This is a genomic window from Brevundimonas sp. (assembly GCF_046295075.1).
Lineage (GTDB): Bacteria > Pseudomonadota > Alphaproteobacteria > Caulobacterales > Caulobacteraceae > Brevundimonas.
Genome location: NZ_JBKBOC010000003.1, coordinates 181,717 through 205,497, shown reverse-complemented (window position 1 = coordinate 205,497; position 23,781 = coordinate 181,717). Strand labels below are relative to the sequence as shown.

The following is a 23,781-nucleotide window of genomic DNA, read 5'->3' as shown; positions in this document are numbered from 1 at the left end:
TTACACGAAGAAGTTCCGCGCCTTGATCAGCGCATCCACGAAGGCGTCGGCATCCTCCACGGTGTTATATAGGGCGAAGGAGGCGCGGGTGCTCGACGTCACCCCCATTCTTTTCGACAGCGGCTCGGCGCAATGCAGCCCGGCCCGCACGGCGACGCCGTAACGGTCCATGATCTGGGCCACGTCATGGGCATGGGCACCCTCGACGGCGAAGGTCAGGATGGCGCCCTTGCCTTGCGCCTGGCCCAGGATGCGAAGCCACCCCTGGCCGTCCAACCGATCCACGGCGTGCTGATACAGCGCATGTTCGTGCGCCTGCACCGCCGCGCGGTCGTATTGCGCCAGCCATTCCAGCGCCACACCCAGGCCGATGGCCTCCAGGATCGGCGGCGTCCCCGCCTCGAACCGGTGCGGCGGCTTGGCGTAGGTCACGCGGTCCCGCTCGACCGTCTCGATCATCTCTCCCCCGCCCTGATAGGGCGGCAGGGCCTCCAGCGCCTCGGCCTTGCCGTACAGGGCGCCGATGCCGGTGGGCGCGAACAGCTTGTGGCCCGTCAGGACATAGAAGTCGCAGCCGATAGCCTGAACATCCGGCGTCGCATGGACCGCGCCCTGGCATCCGTCGATCAAGACCTGAGCGCCCGCCGCATGGGCGAGGCGCGTGATCTCGGCGACCGGATTGATGGTCCCCAGCACGTTCGACATATGGGTGACCGCGACCATGCCCGTCTTCGGCCCCAGCAGGTCCGCGTAAGCCGCCATGTCCAGCGAACCATCGTCCAGTACCGGGATCCATTTGATCACCGCCCCGCGCCGTTCGCGCAACAGGTGCCACGGCACGATGTTGGAATGGTGCTCCATCTCAGAGACGATGATCTCGTCGCCCGGCTTGATGCTCAGCCCCAGCCCGTTGGCCACCAGATTGATCGCCTCGGTCCCTCCCTTGGTCCAGACCACCTGTTCGGGACTCTCGGCGTTCAGGAAGCGGGCGACGATTTCGCGCGCCTTCTCGAAGGCTTCGGTCGCCTCGTTCGACAGGGTGTGCAGGCCGCGGTGGACGTTGGCGTAACCGCCCTCCATCGTCGCCACCAGGGCGTCGATCACCGCCCGCGGCTTCTGCGCCGAGGCTGCATTGTCCAGATAGACCAACGGCTTGCCGTTCACCTGCCGCGACAGGATCGGGAACTGCGCCCGCACGGCATAGGGGTCAAAAGTGGTCACAACCGAGCCGTCAGCCATTCCCTCGCCACCTCTCTTGCGCCCTCGTGCTCGATCCGGTCGATGACCTCGATCAGGAAGGCCTGGGTCAGCAGGGCGCGGGCTTCCTCGGCCGGAATGCCGCGCTGCTGCATGTAGAACAGGGCGCTCTCGTCCAGCGTTCCTACGGTGTTGCCGTGCGCGCACTGCACGTCGTCGGCATAGATGATCAGTTCAGGCTTGGCGTCGATCTCGGCCCGCTCGCTGGCGATCAGGGCGTGGTGGCCCATGCGCGCATCCGTGCCGTCGGCCCCGCGCTCGACCACGATCTTGCCCTGGAAGACGCCGCGCGCCGTGTCGCGCGCCACGCCCTTGATCAACTGGCTGGTCGCGCCGTTATGCTCGACGTGGCGCACCACGCTGGTCAGGTCGGTGTGACGCGATCCGTTCAGCAGATACAGGCCGTCCGCCTGAACCTGGGCGCCTTGGGCGTAATGCGTGATGCGGGTCTCGATCCGCTGCAGCTTGGCGCCGGTCGTGACGATGGTCTGGCGATAGACGCCGCCCGCCTCGACCTTCACATGGGCCTCGGCGATGGAGATGGCGTCCTCCGGCTCCTCGACAAGCACGACGCGCGTCACCTCGGCCCCGGCCGCCACGTCCAGCTCCAGCGTATTGTGCGCCACATAGGCCGAACCCGCGCCCTCGTGCGTCTCCAGCAGCAGAAGCTTGGCGCCCGCGCGCGCCGAAACCCGCGCCCCGGCTGTGTGGCCCGTCCCGACCGCCTCGGAGATATAGCGCAGCCGAAGCGTCTGCTCGCCCGAGGCGATGAAGTCGGTCACGCCGACGGCACGCCCGTTGGCGAAGACGATCGCCTCTCCGCCCAGATCGTAGAACGGCCCTGGCGGTCCGACCGCCGCCGTGCCCGAAGGTTCAGGCGCCGCGCGAAGCCAGCGCTTCAGGTCACTGTATTTCCACGCCTCCGTTCGCCGCGACGGAAAGGTTTCGGCGTCGGTCAGATCAATGGCGAAAACCGCGCTCATGCCGGTTCCAGAAGATACTTGTCGTACCCTTCCGCCTCCAACTGATGCGCCAGCTCCGGCCCGCCAGAGGCCACGATCCGGCCGCCAGCCAGCACATGGACCCGGTCCGGTTTGATATAGTCCAGCAGGCGCTGATAGTGGGTGATGACCAGCATGGCCCGGTCCGAGCGGCGCAGGCCGTTCACCCCCTCCGACACGATCCGCAGGGCGTCGATGTCCAGGCCGGAATCGGTCTCGTCCAGGATCAGCAGCGACGGCTCGAACAGCGCCATCTGCAGGATCTCCATCCGCTTCTTCTCACCGCCGGAGAAGCCGACGTTCAGCGGCCGCTTCAGCATGTCGAAGTCCATCTTCAACGCCTTGGACGCCTCGCGCACCAGCTTCAGGAAGGCCGGCGCCGCCACCTCCTCCTCGCCCCGCGCGCGCTTCTGCGCATTCAGCGCCGTCCGCACGAAGGTCAGGGCCGGGACGCCGGGGATTTCGATCGGATACTGGAAGGACAGGAAGACGCCCTTGGCCGCCCGTTCGGCCGGGTCCAGCGCCAGCAGATCCTCGCCCGCCCATTCGACCGCGCCTTCGGTCGCCTCATAACCCGGCCGTCCCGATAGGGCGTAACCCAGCGTCGACTTCCCGGCCCCGTTCGGCCCCATGATGGCGTGCACCTCGCCCGCCGGCACTTCGAGCGTCAGGCCTTTGAGGATCGGCTTTTCACCGACGGAGACGTGGAGGTTGGAGATGAAGAGGGTCACTGAGCGTTGCCGGAAGTCGTTGAAACGGGAGAAAAAGTGAATGTATCTGCTGTGTCGTCGCCAAGGGTTTGGCCAGTCAGCACGATCGTATCGTTTCGCGCGGCGACCGTCGTCAGTTGAAACGCACGGTCACAGCGATGAGCAAGGTGCGCACGAGCATGCGCCGCGGCCTGCGCAGGATGCCTAATGCTGGCTATCCGCAGAACTTCTCTGAAGACGATGCGGTTTCCCGCGATGGCAAAATCGCCCGAAGACCAACCGCAGCTAAATGATCCAGAATCCTTGTCCGTGAAAACAAGTTCGAAGGCTTGGTCGCCGGAGTCCACTGGCGTCGCATTGATGGCAGCGAGCCCCCAACGGACCTCTTGCGCAGAAACCGGCAGGGCGGCGACAGCGCCGGCAATGAACAAAGAGGCGCAGAACAGCCGCTTCACCCCACGCTCCCTTCAAGGCTGATCGCCACCAGCTTCTGCGCTTCGACCGCGAACTCCATCGGCAACTTCTGCATCACGTCGCGGACGAAGCCGTTGACCAAAAGGGCCACCGCCTCTTCCTGGCTCAGGCCGCGCTGCTGGGCGTAGAACAGCTGGTCGTCGCTCAACCGCGTCGTCGTCGCCTCGTGCTCCAGCTGGGCCGAGCCGTTGCGGGCCTCGATATAGGGGATGGTGTGCGAGCCGCACTCTTTCCCGATCAGCAGGCTGTCGCACTGAGTGAAGTTGCGCACCCCCGTCGCCTTCGGATGCACCGAAACCAGGCCGCGATAGGTCGAGTCCGACTTGCCCGCCGACACCGCCTTGGCGATGATCCGCGACTTGGTGTTCTTGCCCAGGTGGATCATCTTGGTGCCGGTGTCGGCCTGCTGATGTCCATTGGTGATGGCGATGGAATAGAACTCGCCCGAGCTGTCGTCGCCTTTCAGGATGCAGGACGGATATTTCCAGGTCACGGCCGAACCGGTCTCGACCTGGGTCCACGACACCTTCGACCGATCACCCCGGCAATCCGCCCGCTTGGTGACGAAGTTGTAGATGCCGCCCTTGCCCTCGGCGTCGCCGGGGTACCAGTTCTGGACCGTCGAATATTTGATCTCGGCGTCGTCGAGCACGACCAGTTCGACGACCGCAGCATGCAGCTGGTTCTCGTCACGCATCGGCGCCGTGCAGCCCTCCAGATACGAGCAGTACGCCCCCTTGTCGGCGATGATCAGGGTCCGCTCGAACTGGCCCGTCTGGCTCGCATTGATGCGGAAATAGGTCGACAGCTCCATCGGGCAGCGCACGCCCGGCGGGATGTAGACAAACGACCCGTCCGAAAACACCGCGCTGTTCAGGGCCGCAAAATAGTTGTCCGAGACCGGCACCACCGATCCCAGATATTGCCGCACCAGCTCAGGATATTCGCGCAAGGCTTCGGAAATCGGCATGAAAATCACGCCGACCTTGGCCAACTCGGCCTTGAAGGTCGTGACCACCGACACACTGTCGAACACCGCGTCCACGGCGTAACGCGGCGCGCCCTCGACGCCCGCCAACACCGCCTGCTCGCTCAGCGGGATGCCCAGCTTCTTGTAGATTTCCAGGATTTCAGGATCGACCTCGTCCAGCGACTTTGGCCCGTCCTTCTTCTTTGGCGCGGCATAGTAGAACAGCGACTGGTAATCGACCGGCTCGTATTTCACCGCCGCCCAGGTCGGCTCCTCCATCGCCAGCCAGCGCTCATAGGCGGCCAGGCGCCATTCCAGCATCCATTCCGGCTCGCCCTTCTTCTCGGAGATGAAGCGCACGATCTCGGCGTTCAGGCCGCGCGGCGCGTATTCCGTCTCGATGTCCGAGGTGAAGCCGTGCTCGTACTTTTCCAGTGCGGCGACGGCGTCGATGGTTTCCTTGACGGCGGCCATCAGGCGACCTCTCTCACGCGCTCGGCGGCGCGTGTCTTATGCTTGTTGTAGGCGGCGACCCAGGCGTCGGCGAACCGCACCCAGTCGCCTTCTGTCGTTCCCCAGCCGCCGGACACGCGTACGCCTCCGGTCGCTAGCGTATTCAGCCCCATGGCGCTGATGGTCTTGGACGGCTTCACCTTGCCCGACGAACAGGCCGAGCCCGCCGACACCATGACCCCGGCCAGATCCAGGGTGATCAGCTGTTGCGGACTGTCCCAACCCTCGACCGTCATGAACAGGGTGTTGGGCAAGCGCGGCGCGCCTGCGCCGATCACGGTCGCCCCGGCGGCCTTGACCTTCGCCTCCGCGGCGTCGCGCCAGCCTACATGCGATCCCATCGTCCCCAGATCCCGGGCCGCGCAGTCGGCCGCAACGCCGAACCCGGCGATGCCGGGCACATTCTCGGTCCCGGCGCGCAGGCCCCGCTCCTGTCCCGCTCCATGCAGGATGCGCACGCCCGAAACGCCGTCCTTGAGGATCAACGCCCCGACGCCCTGCGGCCCGCCCAGCTTGTGCGCCGACAGGGTCAGGGTGTCCGCATCCAGCGCCCGCATATCGACCGCAATCTTGCCCGCCGACTGGATGGCGTCGACATGCAGCCAGCCGCCCGCCGCGCGCACCAGCTTCGCCGCCTCGACGATCGGCTGGATCACGCCGCTCTCGTTGTTCGCATGATGGATGGCGACCACGGCCCGGCCCGGACGGCTCAGCGCCTCCGCCAGCCAATCCAGATCGACGACGCCGTTCGCATCGACCGGCGCCACCTCGACCGGCGCCCCCGCATGCGCCGCAGCCTCGGCCACGCACGGATGTTCGGTCGCCGAGACGATCAGCCGTTCGCATCCGGCCGCCAGGGCGCTGGCGATGCCCTGAGCGTTGGCCTCGGTCCCCCCGCTGTTGAACACCACCGCCGTTGGATCAGCCCCGACCAGGTCGCCGACCTGGGCCCGCGCCGTCTCGACCCGCGCCCGCGCCCGTCGTCCGGCCGCATGGACCGCCGACGGATTGCCGTTGTCGGCCAGGGCGCGCGCCATGATGTCCTGCACTTCCGGCCGCACCAGGCCCGAGGCGTTGTAATCCAGATAGATGCCGCTCATGCCGCCACCCCGACAGCTTGCGGCTGTTCGACATTGCGGCGACGCTGGCCCGTGCGGTTCATAACCACATCCTCCAGCGACACCCCGGCCAGATAGCGATGGATCTCGTCGCCCAGATCTTCCCACAGATTGTGGGTGATGCAGCGTTCGCCGGCCAGCATGCAGCCCTTGGGCGACCCGTGCGCCACGCAGCGCGTCGCACGGATCGGCTCGTCCACCGCCAGCACGATCTCGGCCACCACCGTCTCGTGCGCCGCCTTGGCCAGGCGATAGCCGCCGCCGGGCCCTCGCACGCTCTTGACCAGCTCGCTCTTGCGCAATCGCGCGAACAGCTGCTCCAGATAGCTGAGCGAAATCTCCTGGCGCGCGGCGATCTCGGCCAGCGAAACCGCCCGGATTTCGCCGCTCTCGCCGCGTCCGTTCTTGGCCAGATCGGCCATCGCCATCACGGCGTATCGTCCCTTGGTCGACAGACGCATTTCGCACCTTCAAAAATTGCGCGCTTTTCGGGGCTCTTGTGCTAGAACCCGCGCCTTCGCGAAGGCGGCGTGCTTGCGGAGGGACTTAGAAAGTCCCACCTCCTTGGTCAAGTATTACGCACCTGCGAAATGACAGTTGAACGGATTCCAGAGCCCCTATGCCTGAAGTCATCCTGCCCGGCGCCTCCGGTCGCATCGAAGGCCGCTATTCCCCGGGCAAGCGCCCGAACGCACCGATCGCCCTGATCCTGCACCCGCACCCCAAGGCGGGAGGGCATATGAACAACCCGGTGACGGTCACCCTGCACCAGCTGTTCCAGCAGCGCGGTTTCGCCACCCTGCGCTACAATTCGCGTGGCGTCGGCAAGTCGCAGGGCGAGTTCGATTCGGGCATCGGCGAGCTGGCTGACGCCGCCACGGCCCTCGACTGGCTTCAGACGAACAATCCCGGCGCCAGCCAGACCTGGGTCGGCGGTTATCAGTTCGGCGCCTATATCGGCATGCAGCTTCTGATGCGCCGCCCTGAAACGGACGGCTTCATCTCGGTCTCGCCCCCGTCGAACATGTATGATTTCTCTTTCCTGGCCCCCTGCCCCGCGTCGGGCCTGTTCCTGCACGGCACCGCCGACACCGTCGTCCCGCCGGTCGAAGTGGAGCGCGTGGTCAACAAGCTGCGCACCCAGAAGGGCATCATCATCGACTACGAACTTGAAGAAGGCGCGAGCCACTTCTGGCAGGACCACATGAGCGCCGTCGACCGCCGCGTCGGCGCCTATCTGGACAAGCGTCTGGAAGAAAAGCCGGCCTGACCCTAGATTCGGGTCGTCTTCAGGAGACCCGGATGCAGCACGACATCGTCATCATCGGCGGCGGCGCCGGCGGGCTTGAGCTCGCCGCCCGCCTGGGGCGTCGCTTCGGACCGCAAGAAGGCCGGCGTCGCATCCTGCTGATCGATCGCTCGATCTTCCACCTATGGAAGCCCAGCCTGCATGAGGTCGCGGCAGGGTCGCTGGACAGCCATCAGGAAGGCCTGTCCTATCCGGTGCTGGCGCGGCGCAATCATTTCAGCTTCGCCTTCGGCGACCTGACGGGCCTGGACCCTGCGAACAAGACCCTGACCCTGGGCGAAATCCGCGACGCCGACGGCGTCGTTCTGGTCGCCCCGCGCACCCTATCCTTCGACACTCTGGTTCTGGCGATCGGCAGCGGTTCCAACCTGTTCGGCACGCCGGGCGCGGCCGAGCACGCCCATCTGCTGGAAGACGTCGCCGATGCGGAAAGCTTCAACAAGCGTCTGACCTCGGCCTTCCTCGCCGCCGCCTATTCTGACGAACGCACCTTGAACATCGCCATCGTCGGCGCGGGCGCGACGGGCGTCGAACTGTCCACCGAACTGATCGAGGGTCACGACGAACTGTCCGCCGGCCTGTCGCCGGATCAGCGCTTCGACCTCGTCGTCACCATCGTCGAGGCCGCGCCGCGCATCCTGGGCGGCCTGCCTGAGCGCGTGTCGGCCAAGGCGTCCAAGGCGTTGGAGGCCAAGGGCGTACGCCTACTGACGGACGCCAAGGTCGCCGCCGTCCACGCTGACCGGCTGGACACCTCCAAAGGCGAAGTCCCCGCCGACCTGATCGTCTGGGCGGCGGGCGTGAAGGCGGCGGACAACAACCGCGACCTGGGTCTGACCACCGGCCGCATCAACCAGTTCGTGGTCGACGATCACCTGCTCACGTCAGCGCCGGACATCTACGCCATGGGCGATTGCGCCGAGGCGCCCGGCCCCGAAGGCCGCCCCGTCCCGGCCCGGGCCCAAGCGGCGGCTCAGCAGGCCGCCTATCTGGCCAAGGCCCTGTCGGACCCATCGCGCGATCCCGGCCCCTATGTCTATCGCGACAAGGGTTCGCTGGTATCCCTGGGCGGCGACAAGGGCGTCGGCTCGCTGATGGGCGGGCTGGGCGGTCCCAACTTCCTGATCGAGGGCCTGGTCGCAAAATGGGCCTATATGGCGCTGCACCTGGATCACCACAGGGCGATTTTGGGCGTACGACGCACCGCCATCCTGGCCCTGTCCCGCCTGCTGCACCGCCGCGTGTCGGGGCGGTTGAAGCTGCACTGATCATCTGCGATTGAGGAGGCCTAAACGGCGGGATAGGAGACATCCGTTTCCTTAGGTATAGATGCGTCTGCTGCTGTTCGCCTTGCCCCCCCGACAGCCACAGGCGGCTCGGCCCTGGCCCAGGATGGGTCTTCGATACAGCGCGACATTTGCGGCGACCGGCCCGAAAGGACGCGCCGACCTGGATCGGCGCCGGCCTCGCGCCGACCTTTCTGATCTCAATCGCGCAGCAACAGGCCGCCGACCAGATGCCGGAAGGCATCGACGGCGCTTTCGAATACACGCTCCGGCTCGTCGGCCGCCGCCACCCATAGGGCGGCGTTCAGGGCGGCGCCGTTCACCAGATGGGCTGCGGCCTCCGCATTCATCGGCTTGACGAATCCATCGTCGATCAGCGCCTGGATCATCTGGGTGGTCGTGCGCAGGCACGCCGTCTGATTGGGCCACCGCGAGGGATCGCCCAGGACCGCCGGTCCGTCCAGCAGCATGATGCGCTGGATTTCCGGCTCCAGCGACATTTCGATATAGGCGACGCCCTCGGCGACGAAGGCGTCCCAAGGCGGCAGCCCCTCGCCCGCCGCGCGCATCCGCACCAGCATCTCCGCGTCGATCTGGTCGATCACCGCCTGCAGCAGACCCTTCTTGTCGCCGAAATTATGATAGAGCGCACCGCGCGTCAGTCCGGCGTCGGCGGTCAGATCGTCCATCGACGCCGCGGCATAGCCCTGGGTCGCAAAGGCTTGGCGGGCGGCTGTGACAAGCCGCGCCTTTGTCTCCTCGACCTTCTCTGACCGCGTCGCCAAATCCAACTCCGTGTTCACATACGATCCGTATGTTAATTTGACATACGGATCGTATCGTCCGATCTAATGACATACGCCGCGTATATCAACGCCGCGCCCTGGATATGAAAATCAAGGACCGCCCCATGACCGCCGCAACCACCCGAGACGCCGTCTTCCCTGCCGGCCGTCAGGCCCTCTACGACATCAATGGATATTCCGCCGCCATCCGCTCCGGCGACCTGCTCTTCGTTTCCGGCCAGGTCGGCAGCCGCGAGGACGGCTCGCCCGAGCCGGATTTCCCCGCCCAGGTCCAGTTGGCCTTCGACAATCTGACAGCCGTACTGGCGGCGGCCGGGGCGGGCCTGGACGACATCGTCGATGTCACCACCTTCCATACCGATCCTGAAAATCAGTTCGACACCGTCATGGCCGCAAAGGCGCGCGCCTTTCCCTCGGCGCCCTACCCGAATTGGACGGCGGTCGGCGTAAACTGGCTCGCTGGCTTTGACTTCGAGATCAAAGTGATCGCACGCATTCCACAGACGACCTGACCGGCGCGGAGGGGGCCTGATGCAGACGACGCTTGGAACAGATCAGGATCGGCACTAGGCTGGCTGACCGGGCCATGCGGACGCCCGATCAGGCGCCTTGGCGTCCAAGCTCCGCTCCTTTTTCCGCGCCAAAGGGTGTGAACTGGAGCACGGCCTGTGACCTTGAGCGATCAAGAGCCCGCCCCGCCCTCCCTGTCCTACGCGGCCCTGTTTCTCCGTTTCCTTCGCTTCGGCCTTCTGGCCTTCGGCGGGCCGGTCGCGCAGATCGCCATGATCCGCCGCGACCTGGTGGATCAGGAAGGCTGGATATCCAGCGCCCACTTCAATCGGCTGCTGGCGGTCCTTCAGGTCCTTCCGGGGCCCGAGGCGCACGAGCTGTGCGTGCATCTGGGCATGCGCGCCAAGGGCCGGATCGGCGGTCTGCTGGCCGGTCTCGGCTTCATGCTGCCGGGCTTCCTGATCATGCTTGGGATCGGTTGGGCCTATGTGTCGTTGACCCCGGTCATGGGCCTGCTGGCCGGCGCCTTCCTGGGCGTCCAGTCGGCGGTCGTGGCGGTCGTCATGCGCGCGGTCCACAAGATCGGCGCGCATATCCTTGAAGATCGCTGGCTGTGGGCCGTCGCCGCCATAGGCTTCGTCGCCACCCTGGCGGAGACCGGCTTCTGGATCGTACTGATCGCCGGCGGTGCGGCCTATGCCTTCATCAAGGCCGGACGGCGCGTCTCCGCCCTCATCGTCATGGCGATCGCGCTTGCCGCCGCCGTGGCGCTTTACCTCTGGGCGAACCCCACGAACTTGCACGGCGCCGCGTCATCCGCCGATCCGACCGCGTGGGCCATGCTTTGGACCGGCTTGAAGGCCGGTCTTCTGACCTTCGGGGGCGCCTATACCGCCATACCCTATGTCCGTGCGGACACCGTCGGACGCGGCCTGATCGATGACGGAACCTTCCTGGACGGCCTAGCCTTCGCCGGCGTCATTCCGGCGCCGCTGGTGATCTTCTGCACCTTCGTCGGCTTCGTCGTGGGCGGGTGGGCGGGCGCGCTGGCGATGACGGCCGGCGTCTTCCTGCCCGCCTTCGCCTTTTCGATGATCTTCTATGAGCGGCTGGAGGCGGTCGTCGCCGACGAACGCCTTCACCGGGTGCTGGCCGGGGTCGCCGCCGCCGTCGTCGGCATCATTGCGGCGACCAGTCTCCAGTTGGGACTGACGACGCTTCAGCGCGCACCGTCGATCCCCATTGCGCTCTTGATCTTTGCGGCGGCCTTGGCGGCGGTGTGGTTCTGGAAGAGCCGTTACGCCGCGGCCGTTGTGCTGGCCATGTCAGCCCTGGCGGGATGGGCGCTGTTTCGATGACCACGCCTGCCCCACCGCAAACGCCTGCATCCTCCAGCAATATGGTCCGGCTGACGCGGGCTATCCGCCGTCTTCCGATCAAGCCTTACCTGCTGCTGACCCTGCCGATGTTCGTTGTAGCGCTGATCCTGCGCGCCATCACCCATTCCGACCTGCCCTATTACGTTTGGGCCGTGCTGTGGGCGGTTCCGTTGCTGATCGTGCTCGCCGCGCGCTGGATCTATTTCGTGGTCACTTTGGCCTGGGCCATCTTGGTCGAAATCGGGCGGGCCGTGCGAAACGCGTTCGCACGGCCCAGATAGATCACGCCGCCTCGACGACCTGTTCCGCCGGCACGGTGCGGATCATGTAGTCGAAGGCCGCCAGCCCCGCCTTGGAGCCCTCGCCCATCGCCACCACGATCTGCTTGTAGGGCACGGTCGTCACGTCGCCTGCGCCGAAGATTCCCGGCTGCGAGGTCTCGCCGCGGTGATCCACTTCGATCTCGCCGCGCGCCGTCAGACCCACGGCGCCTTTCAGCCATTCGGTGTTCGGCACCAGGCCGATCTGGACGAAGATGCCTTCCAGATCGACGTCGTGATGGGCGTCGGAGTTGCGGTCCTTGTAGGACAGGCCCGTCACCTTCTCGCCGTCACCATGCACCTGGGTCGTCAGGGCCGAGGTAACGATCCGCACGTTCGGCAGGGTCGCCAGCTTCCTCTGCAGCACCGCATCGGCCCGCAGTTCGCTATCGTATTCGATCAGGGTCACATGGGCCACGATGCCCGCCAGATCGATGGCCGCCTCTACGCCGGAGTTGCCGCCGCCGATGACCGCCACTCGCTTGCCCTTATACAGCGGCCCGTCGCAGTGCGGGCAATAGGCCACGCCCTTATTCTTGTACTGATCCTCGCCCGGCACATTCATCTGGCGCCAGCGAGCGCCGGTGGCCAGGATCACGGTCCGCGACTTCAACGACGCGCCGTTCTCCAGCACCACCTCGTGCAGCCCGCCCGGAACCTTGGCCGGCACCAGCTTGGCCGCCTTCTGCAGGTTCATCAGGTCCACCTCATATTCGCGGACATGCTGTTCCAGATGGGCGGCCAGTTTCGGCCCTTCGGTATGGGGCACCGAAATGAAGTTCTCGATCGCCATGGTGTCCAGCACCTGGCCGCCGAATCGTTCGGCAGCGATGCCGGTGCGAATGCCCTTGCGCGCCGTATAGATGGCTGCCGCGGCCCCGGCAGGGCCGCCGCCGATCACCAGCACGTCGAACGGGTCCTTGGACTTGATCTTCTCGGCCGCGCGCGCCTCGGCGCCCGAATCCAGCTTGGCGACGATCTGCTCCAGGTCCATCCGCCCCTGGCCGAACAGCTCGCCGTTCAGGAAGACTGTCGGCACGGCCATGATCTTGCGCGCGTCCACCTCGTCCTTGAACAGGCCGCCCTCGATGGCGACGTGTTTGATGCGCGGGTTCAGCACGCTCATCAGGTTCAGGGCCTGCACCACGTCGGGGCAGTTCTGGCAGGACAGCGAGAAATAGGTTTCGAACACATAGTCGCCGTCCAGGTCCTTGACCTGCTGGATCAGCTCCTGCGCCGCCTTGGACGGATGGCCGCCGACGTGCAGCAGGGCCAGCACCAGAGACGTGAACTCGTGGCCCAGCGGAATGCCCGCGAACCGCACGCCGATGTCCGTACCCTTGCGGCGGATCAGGAAGCTGGGCTGACGCTCGTCGTCATAGTCGCGACCCATCTCGACCTTGCCGTGCGAGACCGAAACGATCTCCTCCAGCAGGGTCTTGAGCTCAATCGACTTGGGCCCGGCGCCCAGAGAAGCGACCAGTTCGACCGGATGGACGATGTTCTTGAGGTAGCCCTCAAGCTGAGATTTCAGATTGGCGTCCAGCATGGGGCAGTCCTCGAATTTTCAGGGGTGGCGCGCCGCCTTCCAGCCGATCCCCGGCGAGGCCTGCGCGATAGTGTCCGGCCTCGCCGGGTGGGTCCGACCCGAAGGCCGAACCCGGTAGGCGCCCGATAGGCGTCAGTCTTAGATCTTGCCGACGAGGTCGAGCGACGGCGCCAGGGTGGCTTCGCCTTCTTCCCACTTGGCCGGGCAGACTTCGCCCGGATGCGAACGCACATATTGTGCGGCCTTGACCTTGCGCAGCAGCTCGGCGGCGTTGCGGCCGATGCCTTCCGACGTGGTCTCGGTGAACTGGATCACGCCGTCCGGATCGACCAGGAAGGTCGAGCGATCGGCCAGGCCCACGCCCGGACGCATGGCGTCGAAGTTGTTGGTCACCTGGCCCGAGGGGTCGCCCAGCATGGTGTAGTTGATCTTGCCGATGGCCGGCGACGAGTCGTGCCAGGCCTTGTGCGAGAAGTGGGTGTCGGTCGACACCGAATAGATCTCGACGCCCAGCTTCTGGAACGCGTCATAGTGATCGGCCAGGTCTTCCAGCTCGGTCGGGCACACGAAGGTGAAGTCGGCCGGATAGAAGAAGAAGATCGCCCACTTGCCCGCGACATCGGCGTCCGTGACCGTCAGGAACTTGCCGTTCTTATAGGCCTCGGCCGTGAAGGGTTTGATGGTCGTGTTGATCAGGGCCATGCGGAAAATCCAATGCAGGGTGGTTGGGAGGCCCTCTCCCTACCGCACTGCAACAAATAAGCCCAATCACTTATTTGCAGATGCACAATAGATTTTAGTTATAGCTCTAATACAGCAGGAACGGCCGCCGCGCCTCTTCCCACGCCGCCTCATCCGGGTTCGTCGCCGCATCCAGATCGGCAGGCGTGGCGCTTGCGTCGTCCACCCACTCCCGCAGCCCCGGTCCGCCATTGATCACGTCGATGGGCAGTTTCCCAAACGCATACTCATACGGAAAATCGCGCCAAAGATCATAGTCGGGATACAGCCGCCGGATCGCCTTGAACCCCAGGGCCTGAACCCGCCACGGCTTGAACGCCGCATGGTCGTAGCCGGGGTGATCCACATGGATCTGCACCCCGCTGCACAGTTTCCCGACATGTTTGTGGAAGGTCGGCTCGAACCACATGTCGCGCAGCACGCAGCCGCCCAGCCACTCCGGGGCCAGCGCCCGCATCTCGGCGATCACCGCCCGCGCATCGATGTCCGGCGCCCCGAACAGCTCCAGCGGCCGGGTCGTGCCGCGGCCTTCCGACAGGGTCGCCCCCTCCAGCATCACCGTCCCGGCATAGGCCCGCGCCATCGACAGGTTCGGCGCATTCGGGCTGGGGTTGACCCAGGCCCGCTCCCCCAGCGGCCAGCCGAAGCCCGGCCCCGCCTCGGGCGCCCAGCCCTGCATCTCCACGACCCGGTAATCCACATCCAGCTTGAACTGGTCGATGAACCACAGGCCCAGTTCGCCCATCGTCAGCCCGTGCCGCATCGGCATCGGCCCCGCCCCGACGAAGCTTTCCCAGCCGGGCTTCAGCGTCTGACCCTCGACCGGCCGCCCCGCCGGATTGGGCCGATCCAGCACCCATACCGACTTGCCATGTTTCGCCGCCGCCTCCAGCACGTAGAGAAGCGTCGTCACATAGGTGTAGATGCGGCAGCCCAGGTCCTGCAGGTCGATCAGGACGACGTCGAACGTCTCCATCCATTCGTCCCTGGGCCGGCGCACCTCGCCGTACAGGCTGAAGACCGGGAAGCCGTGCACCGGATCGCGATAATCCGGGCTCTCCATCATATTGTCCTGCAGATCGCCCTTCATCCCGTGCTGCGGCCCGAAGGCGGCGGTCAGCGCGATTTCGGGACAGGCGGCCAGCGCGTCCACCGCATGACCCAGATCCTTGGTCACCGAGGCCGGATGCGCCAGCAACGCCACGCGCCGCCCCTTCAGCTGTGCCTTCAGGGCGTCGTCGGACAGCAGGCGGTCGAGACCGAAATTCATGTCAGTTCCAGCGCGAAAGAGTCGGGATGATGGAAGTCCGGCTTATCCGATGGATGCGCCAAGGCCCAATAGGCGATCGCCCCATCCAGCCCCTCGACCACCGCCGTCAGCCCGACCGCGTCCGTCGCATCCTCCGGCAGTTCGACATCGACCGTCAGTACGAACCGCCCCTGCGCCATCCGCGTGACGATGAAGGGCGCCGCAATCTCCAGCGCCCGCATCCCCTCGCGATAGCCGTCGAACCGATAGGCCGCCCACGCCCCCGACGGCGACAGATTATATTCGACATAGCCGTCCGCCGTCCGCACGAAGGCCTCGAAACAGGTCGTTCGCCACAGCTCGTCCGTCCGCGCCCGCGCCGCCGCCTGGGGCCAAAGCACCCGTTCGACCGGCCCGGCCAGCACATACTCCAGGCTCAACACCCGCCCCGCTCGCCGCGCCTCGACCTCCAGCGTCAGCCCGGCGGGGGAACAGGTCGGGTGTGGGATCAATGGCAGGCGCATCCGTCATTCGTAGCGGAGGCTTGACGCGGGTCAACGCTGCGCCTTATCCAGAACCCATGTTCGCCGCCCGCGCCATCGACGGCCTGTATTACCGCCCGCTGTAAGCGAGCGGCCCGCGAACACGCGCCGCCTTCGCTGGCGACGCGCTCTTCGGAAATGGAAGACGACCGCCGGCATCCCTGCTAACGGAGCCCCGCCATGACCGAACACGCCTTCAAGTCCGACTTCCTCCGCACCCTCCAGGCGCGCGGCTACATCCATCAGATCACCCACCCGGTCGAACTCGACGAGGCGGCCGCCTCGGGCGTGGTGCCGGGCTACATCGGCTTCGACGCAACCGCGCCGTCACTACACGTCGGCAGCTTGATCCAGATCATGATGCTGCGCCGCCTCCAGCAGGCCGGCGGCAAGCCCATCGTCCTGATGGGCGGCGGCACCACCAAGGTCGGCGACCCGACCGGCAAGGACACGTCGCGTCCCCAACTGACCGAAGAAACCATCCAGTCGAACATCGACTCGATCAAGACGGTCTTCGCCAAATTCCTGACCTTCGGCGATGGCCCGACCGATGCGGTCATGGTCAATAACGACGACTGGCTGTCGGGCTATGGCTACATCCAGTTCCTGCGCGACTTCGGCACCCATTTCACCGTCAACCGGATGCTGGCGTTCGACTCGGTCAAGCTGCGCCTTGAGCGCGAGCAGCCGATGACCTTCCTCGAATTCAACTACATGCTGATGCAGTCGGTAGACTTCCTGGAGCTGAACCGCAGCCACAAGGTCACCCTGCAGATGGGCGGCTCGGATCAGTGGGGCAACATCACCTCGGGCGTGGATCTGGTGCGTCGGGTGGATCAGAAGGCCGCATTCGGCCTGACCACGCCGCTGTTGACCACAGCCTCGGGCGGCAAGATGGGCAAGACGGCCCAGGGTGCGATCTGGCTGAACGCCGAACAGCTGAGCCCCTATGACTACTGGCAGTTCTGGCGCAACGCCGAGGACGCCGACGTCGGCCGCTTCATGCGCCTGTTCACCGACCTGAGCCTGGAGCAGGTCGCGGAATACGAGGCCCTGGAAGGCGCGGCCATCAACGACGCCAAGAAGGCCCTCGCCGACGCCGCCACGACGATGCTTCATGGCGCCGATGCGGCTGCAACGGCCCGCGCCGCCGCCGAGAGCAACTTCGAAAAGGGTCAGATCTCCGCCGACCTGCCGACCATCGAACTGCCCTCGGCCGAGGTTTACGGCGCCATGATCGCCGCCGTCGTCACCAAGGCCGGCCTGACCGCCTCGAACGGCGAGGCCCGTCGCCTGGCCCAGGGCGGCGGTCTGCGCCTGAACGACGCCCCTGTTTCGGACGGCGCCCAGTTGCTGACCGAAGCCGACCTCAAGGACGGCGTGATCAAGCTGGCGGCCGGCAAGAAGAAGATCGTGCTGGTTCGCCCGATTTGATTTCCGCTCATCCCGGCGAAAGCCGGGACCCAGTGCTTTGGGCGCTCCGCCGCATCCGACGTCCGCAGCGCTTGATCCAACGTACTGTCTCGCGAAAGAACTGGGTCCCGGTTTTCGCCGGGATGATCGGAGTTTGAAATGTCCGCTGCCGAAGGCCAGCCCGCCCCCGCTCTCGACCTGCCGACCGACAACGGCGGCCGGGTCTCCCTCGCCGCCCTCAACGGCAAGCCCGCCGTCGTCTATTTCTATCCCAAGGACGACACGACCGGCTGCACCCGCGAGGCCCAGGATTTCACCGCCCTGGCCCCCGACTTCGCCGCCCTGGGCGTGCCCGTCATCGGCGTGTCCAAGGACACGGTGAAGAAGCACGACAAGTTCAAAGCCAAATACGACCTCTCCGTCGTCCTGGCCTCGGACGAGGACGGCGCTGCCTGCGAGGCCTGGGGCGTCTGGGTCGAGAAGAAGCTCTACGGCCGTGAATATATGGGAATCGAGCGCGCCACCTTCCTGATCGATGCCGAGGGCCGGATCGCCCGCGCCTGGCGCAATGTGAAGGTCGCCGACCATGCCGGCGCCGTCCTGGAGGCCGTCAAGGCTCTGTGATCGACGACCACGGTTCGGAAGCGATGCTTGACCTTGGGGCCTCGCCCAAGGCCTAGTGAGCCTTAGGGCTACTAGGGGCTTGGCCGGCCTTGGCTGGCAGATGCGGAGCGCACCATGTTCACCAAGAGCAAATCCTACGACAGCGGATCGACCGGGCTGGGCATTCCCCCCGCCCCTGAACCGACGCCGTCACCGACCCCCAATCTGCCGGCGGCGACGCCCGCCGCCCGCGCGCCTGAACCGGCTCGCCCGGCGACACGGTCCAGCAACCTGTCCACCCTGGCAGCCGGGGTGAAATACGAAGGCAATATCTCCGGCGCCGGCGAGCTTCAGGTCGAAGGCAATCTGAAGGGCGACGTCCGCGTGGCCCGCGTCGTCATCGGCGAAGGCGGCGCGGTCGAAGGCACCGTCCACGCCGACGTGCTGGACGTGCGCGGCCGCATCACGGGCGCCATCGTTGCCAAACAGGTCAAGCTCTACGCCACCGCCCGCGTCGAGGGCGACATCACCCAGGAGCAGCTGTCCATCGACCAGGGCGCCTGGTTCCAGGGCCGCTGCAACCAGGCCAAGCGCGACACGCCCGGCGCCGCCATGCTGGAAGCCCCCGAAAAGCCCGCCAAGACGGACAAACCCGAAGCCAAGACCCCGGCCTGACAAGGCTCTTCTTTGAATACAAAAGGGCGGCCTGTTGGGCCGCCCTTTTTCTTTAGTCCGTGCTGGACCCGCGCGTTTCGCCGACACGCTGGGCCAGGGCCGCGCCCATGAAGGCGTCCAGGTCCCCGTCTAGAACCCCGTGGGTGTCAGAGGTCTCGACCTCGGTCCGCAGGTCCTTCACCATCTGATACGGCTGCAGGACATAGGACCGGATTTGGTGGCCCCAGCCGATGTCGGTCTTGGCGTCGGCCAGGGCCTGGGCCACGGCCTCGCGCTTCTGCAGTTCCAGCTCGTACAGGCGCGCCCGCAGCATCTTCCACGCCTGTTCGCGGTTCTGGTGCTGCGACCGGCCGGCCTGGCAGGCCACCACGGTGTTGGTCGGGATGTGCGTCAGACGCACGGCCGAGTCCGTCTTGTTGATGTGCTGACCGCCGGCGCCCGAGGCCCGGTAGGTGTCGGTGCGCACGTCCGACGGATTGATGTCGATCTCGATGGCGTCATCGACGACCGGCGACACCCCGATGGAAGCGAAGCTGGTGTGCCGCTTGGCCGCCGCGTCATAGGGGCTGATGCGCACCAGGCGGTGAACGCCCGATTCCGACTTCAGCCAGCCGTAGGCGTTCGGGCCAGAGATCAGGATGGTGGCCGACTTGACCCCCGCCTGTTCGCCCTCTTCATAGGCCTCGATCGTGACCTCGTAGTCGTGCGCCTTGGCCCAGCGGGAATACATCCGCAGCAGCATGCCGGCCCAGTCGTTCGACTCGGTGCCGCCGGCGCCCGAGTTCACTTCCAGATAGGCATCGTTGCCGTCAGCCTCGCCGGACAGCAGGGCTTCCAGCTCGGCGCGCGCGGCGCGGTCCTTGATGCCCCGCAGAGACGCGCGTGCGTCCTCCAGCGCGCCCTCGTCGCCTTCCTCGTCCGCCATTTCGGCCAGCATCACCCCGTCTTCGAGATCCTGCTCCATCGCCTTGACGGTGTTGATCTTGGCTTCCAGCTGCGAGCGTTCGCGGCTGACGGCCTGGGCCTGTTCGGGCTTGTCCCACAGCGTCGGGGCCTCGACCCGCGCGTTCAGCTCATCGAGCTTTCTTAGAGCGACATCCCAGTCAAAGACGCCTCCTGAGCAGAGCGACGCTCTGCTCGATGTCGGCCTTCATGGCCTCGACATCCGGTCTCATCGCATTCTCCAGCGACACAACGCCCTCGAACAGGGCGGATGAAAGGAAAACGGCGCGCCACGAGGACGCGCCGTTCGAAAGCCCTACCTAGAGCTTCAGTACAGTCCGCTCAAGTCCTCGGCCGGCGCCTTCTTCGGCGGCGGCGGTGCGGTGGGCGCCGGTGCGGCGGCGGGGGCGCCGCTCGCGGCCTCCTGCTCGCGTCGGATGACCTCGTAGTAGTTCTGCGGTCCGGTGGGCTGCACCGGCCCGGTCGGCGCAGGCGGCGGGGCCTGACGCTCGGTGCCGGGGCGGAAGGCTTCCTCGATGCCGTTGACGGTGCGGAAGATGGCGTTCTTAGGCCGCACGAAGGGCCGGGCAGGCCTTTCCTTCAGCGCCGTCTGCATGAACTCCGTAAAGACCGGCACGGCGGCCGAGGCCCCCGCTTCGCCGGAACCCAGCGACCGGTTGTCGTCGAAGCCGATGAAGACGCCGACCACGATGTCGGTGGTGAAGCCCACGAACCAGGCCGAACGATACTCGTTGGTCGTGCCCGTCTTGCCGGCGACCCACGGGCCCAAGCCCCGAGCGCTGGCGGCGGTGCCGCGCTGAACGACGCCCTCCAGCATGGAGCTCATCTGATAGGCGGTGATCGGGTCGATGACCTCGGTGCCGCGCTGTTGCAGGCGGGGCGATTCCTGGCCCGAGAAGCCGCGTCCGCATTCGCGGCAGCTGCGGTTGTCGGCGCGGAAGATGGTCTCGCCGTCGCGGTCTTGCACATAGTCGATCAGATAGGGCGTCACCCGCCGCCCGCCGTTGGCGAAGGCGGAATAGGCGGCCGTGATCTCCAGCGGCGTCACTTCACCGGCGCCCAGCGACACCGACAGGTTCGGGGTCAGGCCGGGGATGCCCATTCTGGCCGACTGATCCACGATCTTCTTCATGCCGACCGACTGGGCCAGCCGCACCGTCATGACGTTGCGCGACAACTCCAGCCCGCGCCGGAGCGTCTGCGGCCCATAGTACTGACGGCTGTAGTTTTCCGGCGTCCAGCGCTGGCCATTGGCCCCGCCGGCGAAGCTGATCGGCGCGTCCAGCACGATGGATGCCGGGGTGAAGTCGCCTTCCAGCGCCGTCGCATAGACGAAGGGCTTGAACGCCGAGCCGGGCTGACGCCGCGCCTGGGTGGCCCGGTTGAAGCTGGACAGTGCATAGGAATAGCCGCCGACCATGGCCAGCACGCGGCCCGACTGCGGTTCGATGGCCACCAGGGCGCCGTTGACGCGCGGCACCTGTTTCAGGGCGTACTGACCGCCCTTGGGCTCCACGAAGATCAGCTCGCCGCGCTTCAGTTGACGGTTGGCGTTGGCCCAGGCCGCATCGGCCGCCAGCAGGGTGCCGGTCTTGTCGTCGCGGGCCGTGCGGATGCGGACGGTGTTGCCGCTGACGCTCTCGATGGCGGCGGGCTGCCAGGTGCGACGTTCGGGCGGCGCCTGTTCCTTCAGGGCGACCGCCTGCCAGCCGTCGGCGAAGTCGGTGGTGCCCCACCCGCCGCGCCAGCCGTGACGCCGGTCATAGTTTTCCAGCCCCTGCATCAGGGCCTGACGCGCCGCCGTCTGCAACGTCGGGTCCAGCGTGGTGCGCATATAGAAACCGCCGGCGCGTAGCTGCTCGCCGAACTGGGGATTGGCGGCGGCCTGACGACGGGCTTCCTCGACGAAGAAGTCCGCGTCCTTGTAATCCGAACGCTGGGGCGCATCGCGCGTGACTAAGGGCTTGGCGCGGGCGGCGATCAGTTCCGCAGGCGTCAGCCAGCCGCTCTGCTCCATCTCGCCCAGCACCCAGTCGCGACGGCCCTTGGCCGCGCCGGGGTGGCGTTTGGGGTGATAGTTGTTCGGCCCCTTGGGCAGGGACGCCAGGAAGGCCGCCTCGTCCGGCGTCAGCTGACCCAGCGACTTGCCGAAATAATTGTAGGCGGCCGAGGCGATGCCGAACGACCGATAACCCAGGAAGATCTCGTTCAGATACAGTTCGAGAATCTGCTCCTTGGACAGGGTCGCCTCCAGGCGATTGGCCAGGATGGCTTCCTTCAGCTTGCGGTTCAGGCTCGATTCGTTGGTCAGCAGGACGTTCTTGGCCACCTGCTGGGTGATGGTCGAACCGCCCTCCAGCCGGCGGCCCTGCGCTAGGTTGAAGACGTTCTTGATCGAGGCGCGGCCGATGCCGCCCACGTCGATACCGCCGTGCTGGAAGAAGTTGCGATCCTCGGCCGCCAGGAAGGCATGGATCACCGGCGTCGGGATTTGGTCGTACGAGACATAGATTCGGCGCTCGTCCGAGAACTCGCCGATCAGGGTGCCGTCGCCGGCATAGACGCGCGTCGCGGTCGGCGGGCGATAATCCGCCAGCTCCGACGCATCGGGCAGGTCGTGGAACAGCCACGCCGCATAGACGGCGACCACAAGCCCCGCCAGGGCGATGCCGCCCAGCAGAACCATGCCCGCCCACACGAACCAGCGTTCGGCAATCTTCACTGCGTACTCCGACGACGCGCCCCGAAAGGGTGCTTTAGCCCGCGTCGCCGGTCGATTGCTAGAGCGGGCGTGCAACGTCCCCTTCCCGTCTTCCGTTAAGACCCCATCTCAAGCATCCCAACCCAAGGAGCCTGCCATGGAAGTTCTGTATCGCGCCCAGTCCACCGCCTCCGGCGGAGGCCGCGAGGACGGCCGCTCGGCCACCGACGACGGCAAGATCGACGTCAAGCTGTCCACGCCCAAGGAAATGGGCGGCAAGGGCGGCGACGGCACCAATCCCGAGCAGCTCTTCGCCACCGGCTACGCTGCCTGCTATCTCGGCGCCCTGCGCCTGGTCAGCGGCAAGGCCGGAACGCCAGTCGGCCCCGACACCAAGATCACGGCCGGCGTCGGCTTCGGCAAGAACACCAAGGGCGAGGGCTTCAACCTCGACGTGGACCTGACCGTCACCGATCACGGTCTCGATCAGGCCGTCATCGACGACCTGATCGAGAAGGCGCACCAGGTCTGTCCCTATTCCAACGCCACCCGCGGCAACGTGGATGTTCGCCTCAGCGCGAAATAAGCGACACGAAGGGCCGCGCGCGTGTTGAGCCGCGCGCGCGGCGCCTCTAGATGAGGTCCATGACCTCCCCGCTCGACGCCTCCCCCGATCCCCTGCTGACGCTCGAACCGCACCGCCGCGTGACCCTGCGCGAGGCTTTCGGCGTGGACAGCGACATGACGGTGCCCTGTTTCGCCGAGCGCGACAGCCATGTGCCCGAGATCGACGAGGCCTATCGCTTCGACCCGCAGACGACGATCGCCATCTGCGCCGGCTTCGCCTTCGACCGCCGCGTCATGGTCCAGGGCTATCACGGCACCGGCAAGTCGACCCATATCGAACAGGTCGCCGCCCGCCTGAACTGGCCCCTGGTGCGCGTCAACCTGGACAGCCACGTCAGCCGAATCGACCTGATCGGCAAGGACGCCATCGTCCTGAAGGACGGCAAGCAGATCACCGAGTTTCGCGAGGGCATTCTGCCCTGGTCGCTGCAACGCCCCATCGCCCTGGTGTTCGACGAATACGACGCCGGCCGTCCTGACGTGATGTTCGTGATCCAGCGCGTGCTGGAGGCCCAGGGCCGCCTGACCCTGCTGGACCAAAACCGCGTCATCCGCCCCAACAAGCATTTCCGCCTGTTCGCCACGACCAACACCATCGGCCTGGGCGACACCACGGGCCTGTATCACGGCGCGCAACAGATCAATCAGGCCCAGCTGGACCGCTGGAACATCGTCACGACGCTGAACTACCTCGACCACGACGTCGAGGCCGAGATCGTCGCCGCCAAGGTCCCCGAATGGTCCGACGCCGAGGGCCGTCGTCGCATCGCCGCCATGGTCCGCGTCGCCGACATGACCCGCAACGCCTTCATGAATGGCGACATCTCAACCGTCATGTCCCCCCGCACCGTCATCACCTGGGCCCAGAACGCCCTGATCTTCAATGGCGACCTGGCGCTCAGCTTCCGCCTTACTTTCCTCAACAAGTGCGACGAACTGGAACGCCCCACCATCGCCGAGTTCTACCAGCGCGCCTTCGGCGAGGACCTGCCGGAAGCGGCGACACGAGTGAAGATCGGCTGATCGCGTCAAGGTTGAGGCCTCGTTAAGCTCCCTCGCTTATGG

General features: G+C 66.1%; 24 protein-coding genes. 10 read left to right on the top strand and 14 right to left on the bottom strand.

Annotated features, from left to right (window positions below):
• From ACK4MH_RS04350 to ACK4MH_RS04320, 7 genes are read right to left on the bottom strand one after another with little or no spacing between them, the layout of a single operon-like run.
• Nucleotides 1-1,239 (bottom strand): aminotransferase class V-fold PLP-dependent enzyme, encoded by a 1,239-nt coding sequence (locus ACK4MH_RS04350; protein ID WP_409715275.1) that lies wholly within the window; start codon nt 1,237-1,239, stop codon nt 1-3.
• Nucleotides 1,218-2,240, bottom strand: coding sequence for a Fe-S cluster assembly protein SufD (sufD, locus tag ACK4MH_RS04345; protein ID WP_409715272.1), 1,023 nt, complete (start codon nt 2,238-2,240; stop codon nt 1,218-1,220). The genes ACK4MH_RS04350 and sufD overlap by 22 nt, the downstream gene beginning before the upstream one ends.
• A complete protein-coding gene (sufC, locus tag ACK4MH_RS04340; protein WP_409715269.1) occupies nt 2,237-2,989 on the bottom strand; it encodes a Fe-S cluster assembly ATPase SufC in 753 nt (250 codons plus the stop codon). Before sufC ends, sufD begins: the two co-directional genes overlap by 4 nt.
• Nucleotides 2,986-3,423 (bottom strand): hypothetical protein, encoded by a 438-nt coding sequence (locus ACK4MH_RS04335; protein WP_409715266.1) that lies wholly within the window; start codon nt 3,421-3,423, stop codon nt 2,986-2,988. The genes sufC and ACK4MH_RS04335 overlap by 4 nt, the downstream gene beginning before the upstream one ends.
• Nucleotides 3,420-4,886, bottom strand: coding sequence for a Fe-S cluster assembly protein SufB (gene sufB / locus ACK4MH_RS04330; protein ID WP_409715263.1), 1,467 nt, complete (start codon nt 4,884-4,886; stop codon nt 3,420-3,422). Before sufB ends, ACK4MH_RS04335 begins: the two co-directional genes overlap by 4 nt.
• Complete coding sequence (locus tag ACK4MH_RS04325; protein WP_409715260.1) at nt 4,886-6,025, bottom strand: cysteine desulfurase family protein; 1,140 nt, start codon at nt 6,023-6,025, stop codon at nt 4,886-4,888. The genes sufB and ACK4MH_RS04325 overlap by 1 nt, the downstream gene beginning before the upstream one ends.
• Nucleotides 6,022-6,504, bottom strand: a complete 483-nt coding sequence (locus tag ACK4MH_RS04320; RefSeq protein ID WP_409715257.1) for an Rrf2 family transcriptional regulator — start codon at nt 6,502-6,504, stop codon at nt 6,022-6,024. Before ACK4MH_RS04320 ends, ACK4MH_RS04325 begins: the two co-directional genes overlap by 4 nt.
• Nucleotides 6,505-6,662: 158 nt before the next feature.
• On the opposite strand from ACK4MH_RS04320, the gene ACK4MH_RS04315 reads away from it, so the two are divergent.
• Both ACK4MH_RS04315 and ACK4MH_RS04310 read left to right on the top strand, forming a co-directional pair.
• Nucleotides 6,663-7,313 (top strand): alpha/beta hydrolase, encoded by a 651-nt coding sequence (locus tag ACK4MH_RS04315; protein WP_135195434.1) that lies wholly within the window; start codon nt 6,663-6,665, stop codon nt 7,311-7,313.
• 32 nt (nt 7,314-7,345) lie between these two features.
• Complete coding sequence (locus ACK4MH_RS04310) at nt 7,346-8,620, top strand: NAD(P)/FAD-dependent oxidoreductase (protein WP_409715253.1); 1,275 nt, start codon at nt 7,346-7,348, stop codon at nt 8,618-8,620.
• A gap of 218 nt (nt 8,621-8,838) precedes the next feature.
• Here ACK4MH_RS04310 and ACK4MH_RS04305 read toward each other — a convergent pair whose 3' ends face one another.
• Nucleotides 8,839-9,423, bottom strand: a complete 585-nt coding sequence (locus tag ACK4MH_RS04305) for a TetR/AcrR family transcriptional regulator (RefSeq protein ID WP_409715250.1) — start codon at nt 9,421-9,423, stop codon at nt 8,839-8,841.
• Nucleotides 9,424-9,548: 125 nt separating this feature from the next.
• Between ACK4MH_RS04305 and ACK4MH_RS04300 the strand changes: the two genes are divergently transcribed.
• The 3 genes from ACK4MH_RS04300 to ACK4MH_RS04290 all read left to right on the top strand — a co-directional run bounded on the left by ACK4MH_RS04300 (nt 9,549) and on the right by ACK4MH_RS04290 (nt 11,614).
• Complete coding sequence (locus ACK4MH_RS04300; protein ID WP_409715247.1) at nt 9,549-9,956, top strand: RidA family protein; 408 nt, start codon at nt 9,549-9,551, stop codon at nt 9,954-9,956.
• A gap of 162 nt (nt 9,957-10,118) precedes the next feature.
• Complete coding sequence (gene chrA, locus ACK4MH_RS04295; protein WP_409715244.1) at nt 10,119-11,312, top strand: chromate efflux transporter; 1,194 nt, start codon at nt 10,119-10,121, stop codon at nt 11,310-11,312.
• Nucleotides 11,309-11,614, top strand: coding sequence for a hypothetical protein (locus tag ACK4MH_RS04290; RefSeq protein ID WP_409715241.1), 306 nt, complete (start codon nt 11,309-11,311; stop codon nt 11,612-11,614). Before chrA ends, ACK4MH_RS04290 begins: the two co-directional genes overlap by 4 nt.
• A 1-nt stretch (nt 11,615) precedes the next feature.
• On the opposite strand, the gene ahpF is transcribed toward ACK4MH_RS04290, so the two are convergent.
• The 4 genes from ahpF to ACK4MH_RS04270 form a co-directional block, all read right to left on the bottom strand.
• Nucleotides 11,616-13,202 carry an alkyl hydroperoxide reductase subunit F gene (ahpF, locus tag ACK4MH_RS04285; protein ID WP_409715238.1) on the bottom strand — a complete coding sequence of 529 codons (1,587 nt, stop codon included), beginning with the start codon at nt 13,200-13,202 and terminating at the stop codon, nt 11,616-11,618.
• Between the two features lie 138 nt (nt 13,203-13,340).
• A complete protein-coding gene (ahpC, locus tag ACK4MH_RS04280; protein ID WP_135195428.1) occupies nt 13,341-13,904 on the bottom strand; it encodes an alkyl hydroperoxide reductase subunit C in 564 nt (187 codons plus the stop codon).
• A 106-nt stretch (nt 13,905-14,010) separates the two neighbouring features.
• The gene (locus ACK4MH_RS04275; protein WP_409715235.1) at nt 14,011-15,213 is read right to left on the bottom strand and encodes an exo-beta-N-acetylmuramidase NamZ domain-containing protein; all 1,203 of its coding nucleotides are present in this window, start codon (nt 15,211-15,213) and stop codon (nt 14,011-14,013) included.
• The gene (locus tag ACK4MH_RS04270) at nt 15,210-15,716 is read right to left on the bottom strand and encodes a DOMON-like domain-containing protein (protein ID WP_409715232.1); all 507 of its coding nucleotides are present in this window, start codon (nt 15,714-15,716) and stop codon (nt 15,210-15,212) included. Before ACK4MH_RS04270 ends, ACK4MH_RS04275 begins: the two co-directional genes overlap by 4 nt.
• A 198-nt stretch (nt 15,717-15,914) precedes the next feature.
• On the opposite strand from ACK4MH_RS04270, the gene tyrS reads away from it, so the two are divergent.
• The 3 genes from tyrS (at nt 15,915) to ACK4MH_RS04255 (ending at nt 18,425) form a co-directional block, all read left to right on the top strand.
• Nucleotides 15,915-17,168, top strand: a complete 1,254-nt coding sequence (gene tyrS, locus ACK4MH_RS04265) for a tyrosine--tRNA ligase (protein WP_409715229.1) — start codon at nt 15,915-15,917, stop codon at nt 17,166-17,168.
• 138 nt (nt 17,169-17,306) lie between these two features.
• The gene (locus ACK4MH_RS04260) at nt 17,307-17,771 is read left to right on the top strand and encodes a peroxiredoxin (RefSeq protein ID WP_409715226.1); all 465 of its coding nucleotides are present in this window, start codon (nt 17,307-17,309) and stop codon (nt 17,769-17,771) included.
• A 114-nt stretch (nt 17,772-17,885) separates the two neighbouring features.
• Nucleotides 17,886-18,425 (top strand): polymer-forming cytoskeletal protein, encoded by a 540-nt coding sequence (locus ACK4MH_RS04255; RefSeq protein ID WP_346496079.1) that lies wholly within the window; start codon nt 17,886-17,888, stop codon nt 18,423-18,425.
• A 52-nt stretch (nt 18,426-18,477) separates the two neighbouring features.
• On the opposite strand, the gene prfB is transcribed toward ACK4MH_RS04255, so the two are convergent.
• Together prfB and ACK4MH_RS04245 are read right to left on the bottom strand one after the other, a co-directional pair.
• Nucleotides 18,478-19,600, bottom strand: a protein-coding gene (prfB, locus tag ACK4MH_RS04250) for a peptide chain release factor 2 (RefSeq protein WP_409715223.1) whose coding sequence is annotated in 2 segments (ribosomal slippage) — nt 18,478-19,530 and nt 19,532-19,600 — 1,122 coding nt in all. Because the reading frame shifts where the segments join, the coding sequence is not laid out codon by codon here.
• Nucleotides 19,601-19,695: 95 nt separating this feature from the next.
• A complete protein-coding gene (locus tag ACK4MH_RS04245; protein WP_409715220.1) occupies nt 19,696-22,110 on the bottom strand; it encodes a penicillin-binding protein 1A in 2,415 nt (804 codons plus the stop codon).
• A gap of 136 nt (nt 22,111-22,246) precedes the next feature.
• On the opposite strand from ACK4MH_RS04245, the gene ACK4MH_RS04240 reads away from it, so the two are divergent.
• Nucleotides 22,247-22,675, top strand: coding sequence for an organic hydroperoxide resistance protein (locus tag ACK4MH_RS04240; RefSeq protein WP_409715217.1), 429 nt, complete (start codon nt 22,247-22,249; stop codon nt 22,673-22,675).
• A gap of 59 nt (nt 22,676-22,734) precedes the next feature.
• Complete coding sequence (gene cobS, locus ACK4MH_RS04235; RefSeq protein WP_409715214.1) at nt 22,735-23,739, top strand: cobaltochelatase subunit CobS; 1,005 nt, start codon at nt 22,735-22,737, stop codon at nt 23,737-23,739.
• Nucleotides 23,740-23,781 lie beyond the last annotated feature (42 nt).

Excerpts from the sequence above, each read along its gene's own strand:
- ACK4MH_RS04350 (WP_409715275.1), bottom strand. The coding sequence starts at position 1,239 with ATGGCTGACGGCTCGGTTGTGACCACTTTTGACCCCTATGCCGTGCGG.
- sufD (WP_409715272.1), bottom strand. The coding sequence starts at position 2,240 with ATGAGCGCGGTTTTCGCCATTGATCTGACCGACGCCGAAACCTTTCCG.
- sufB (WP_409715263.1), bottom strand. The coding sequence starts at position 4,886 with ATGGCCGCCGTCAAGGAAACCATCGACGCCGTCGCCGCACTGGAAAAG.
- ACK4MH_RS04325 (WP_409715260.1), bottom strand. The coding sequence starts at position 6,025 with ATGAGCGGCATCTATCTGGATTACAACGCCTCGGGCCTGGTGCGGCCG.
- ACK4MH_RS04320 (WP_409715257.1), bottom strand. The coding sequence starts at position 6,504 with ATGCGTCTGTCGACCAAGGGACGATACGCCGTGATGGCGATGGCCGAT.
- ACK4MH_RS04315 (WP_135195434.1), top strand. The coding sequence starts at position 6,663 with ATGCCTGAAGTCATCCTGCCCGGCGCCTCCGGTCGCATCGAAGGCCGC.
- ACK4MH_RS04310 (WP_409715253.1), top strand. The coding sequence starts at position 7,346 with ATGCAGCACGACATCGTCATCATCGGCGGCGGCGCCGGCGGGCTTGAG.
- ACK4MH_RS04300 (WP_409715247.1), top strand. The coding sequence starts at position 9,549 with ATGACCGCCGCAACCACCCGAGACGCCGTCTTCCCTGCCGGCCGTCAG.
- ACK4MH_RS04290 (WP_409715241.1), top strand. The coding sequence starts at position 11,309 with ATGACCACGCCTGCCCCACCGCAAACGCCTGCATCCTCCAGCAATATG.
- ahpF (WP_409715238.1), bottom strand. The coding sequence starts at position 13,202 with ATGCTGGACGCCAATCTGAAATCTCAGCTTGAGGGCTACCTCAAGAAC.
- ahpC (WP_135195428.1), bottom strand. The coding sequence starts at position 13,904 with ATGGCCCTGATCAACACGACCATCAAACCCTTCACGGCCGAGGCCTAT.
- ACK4MH_RS04275 (WP_409715235.1), bottom strand. The coding sequence starts at position 15,213 with ATGAATTTCGGTCTCGACCGCCTGCTGTCCGACGACGCCCTGAAGGCA.
- ACK4MH_RS04270 (WP_409715232.1), bottom strand. The coding sequence starts at position 15,716 with ATGCGCCTGCCATTGATCCCACACCCGACCTGTTCCCCCGCCGGGCTG.
- tyrS (WP_409715229.1), top strand. The coding sequence starts at position 15,915 with ATGACCGAACACGCCTTCAAGTCCGACTTCCTCCGCACCCTCCAGGCG.
- ACK4MH_RS04260 (WP_409715226.1), top strand. The coding sequence starts at position 17,307 with ATGTCCGCTGCCGAAGGCCAGCCCGCCCCCGCTCTCGACCTGCCGACC.
- ACK4MH_RS04255 (WP_346496079.1), top strand. The coding sequence starts at position 17,886 with ATGTTCACCAAGAGCAAATCCTACGACAGCGGATCGACCGGGCTGGGC.
- ACK4MH_RS04240 (WP_409715217.1), top strand. The coding sequence starts at position 22,247 with ATGGAAGTTCTGTATCGCGCCCAGTCCACCGCCTCCGGCGGAGGCCGC.
- cobS (WP_409715214.1), top strand. The coding sequence starts at position 22,735 with ATGACCTCCCCGCTCGACGCCTCCCCCGATCCCCTGCTGACGCTCGAA.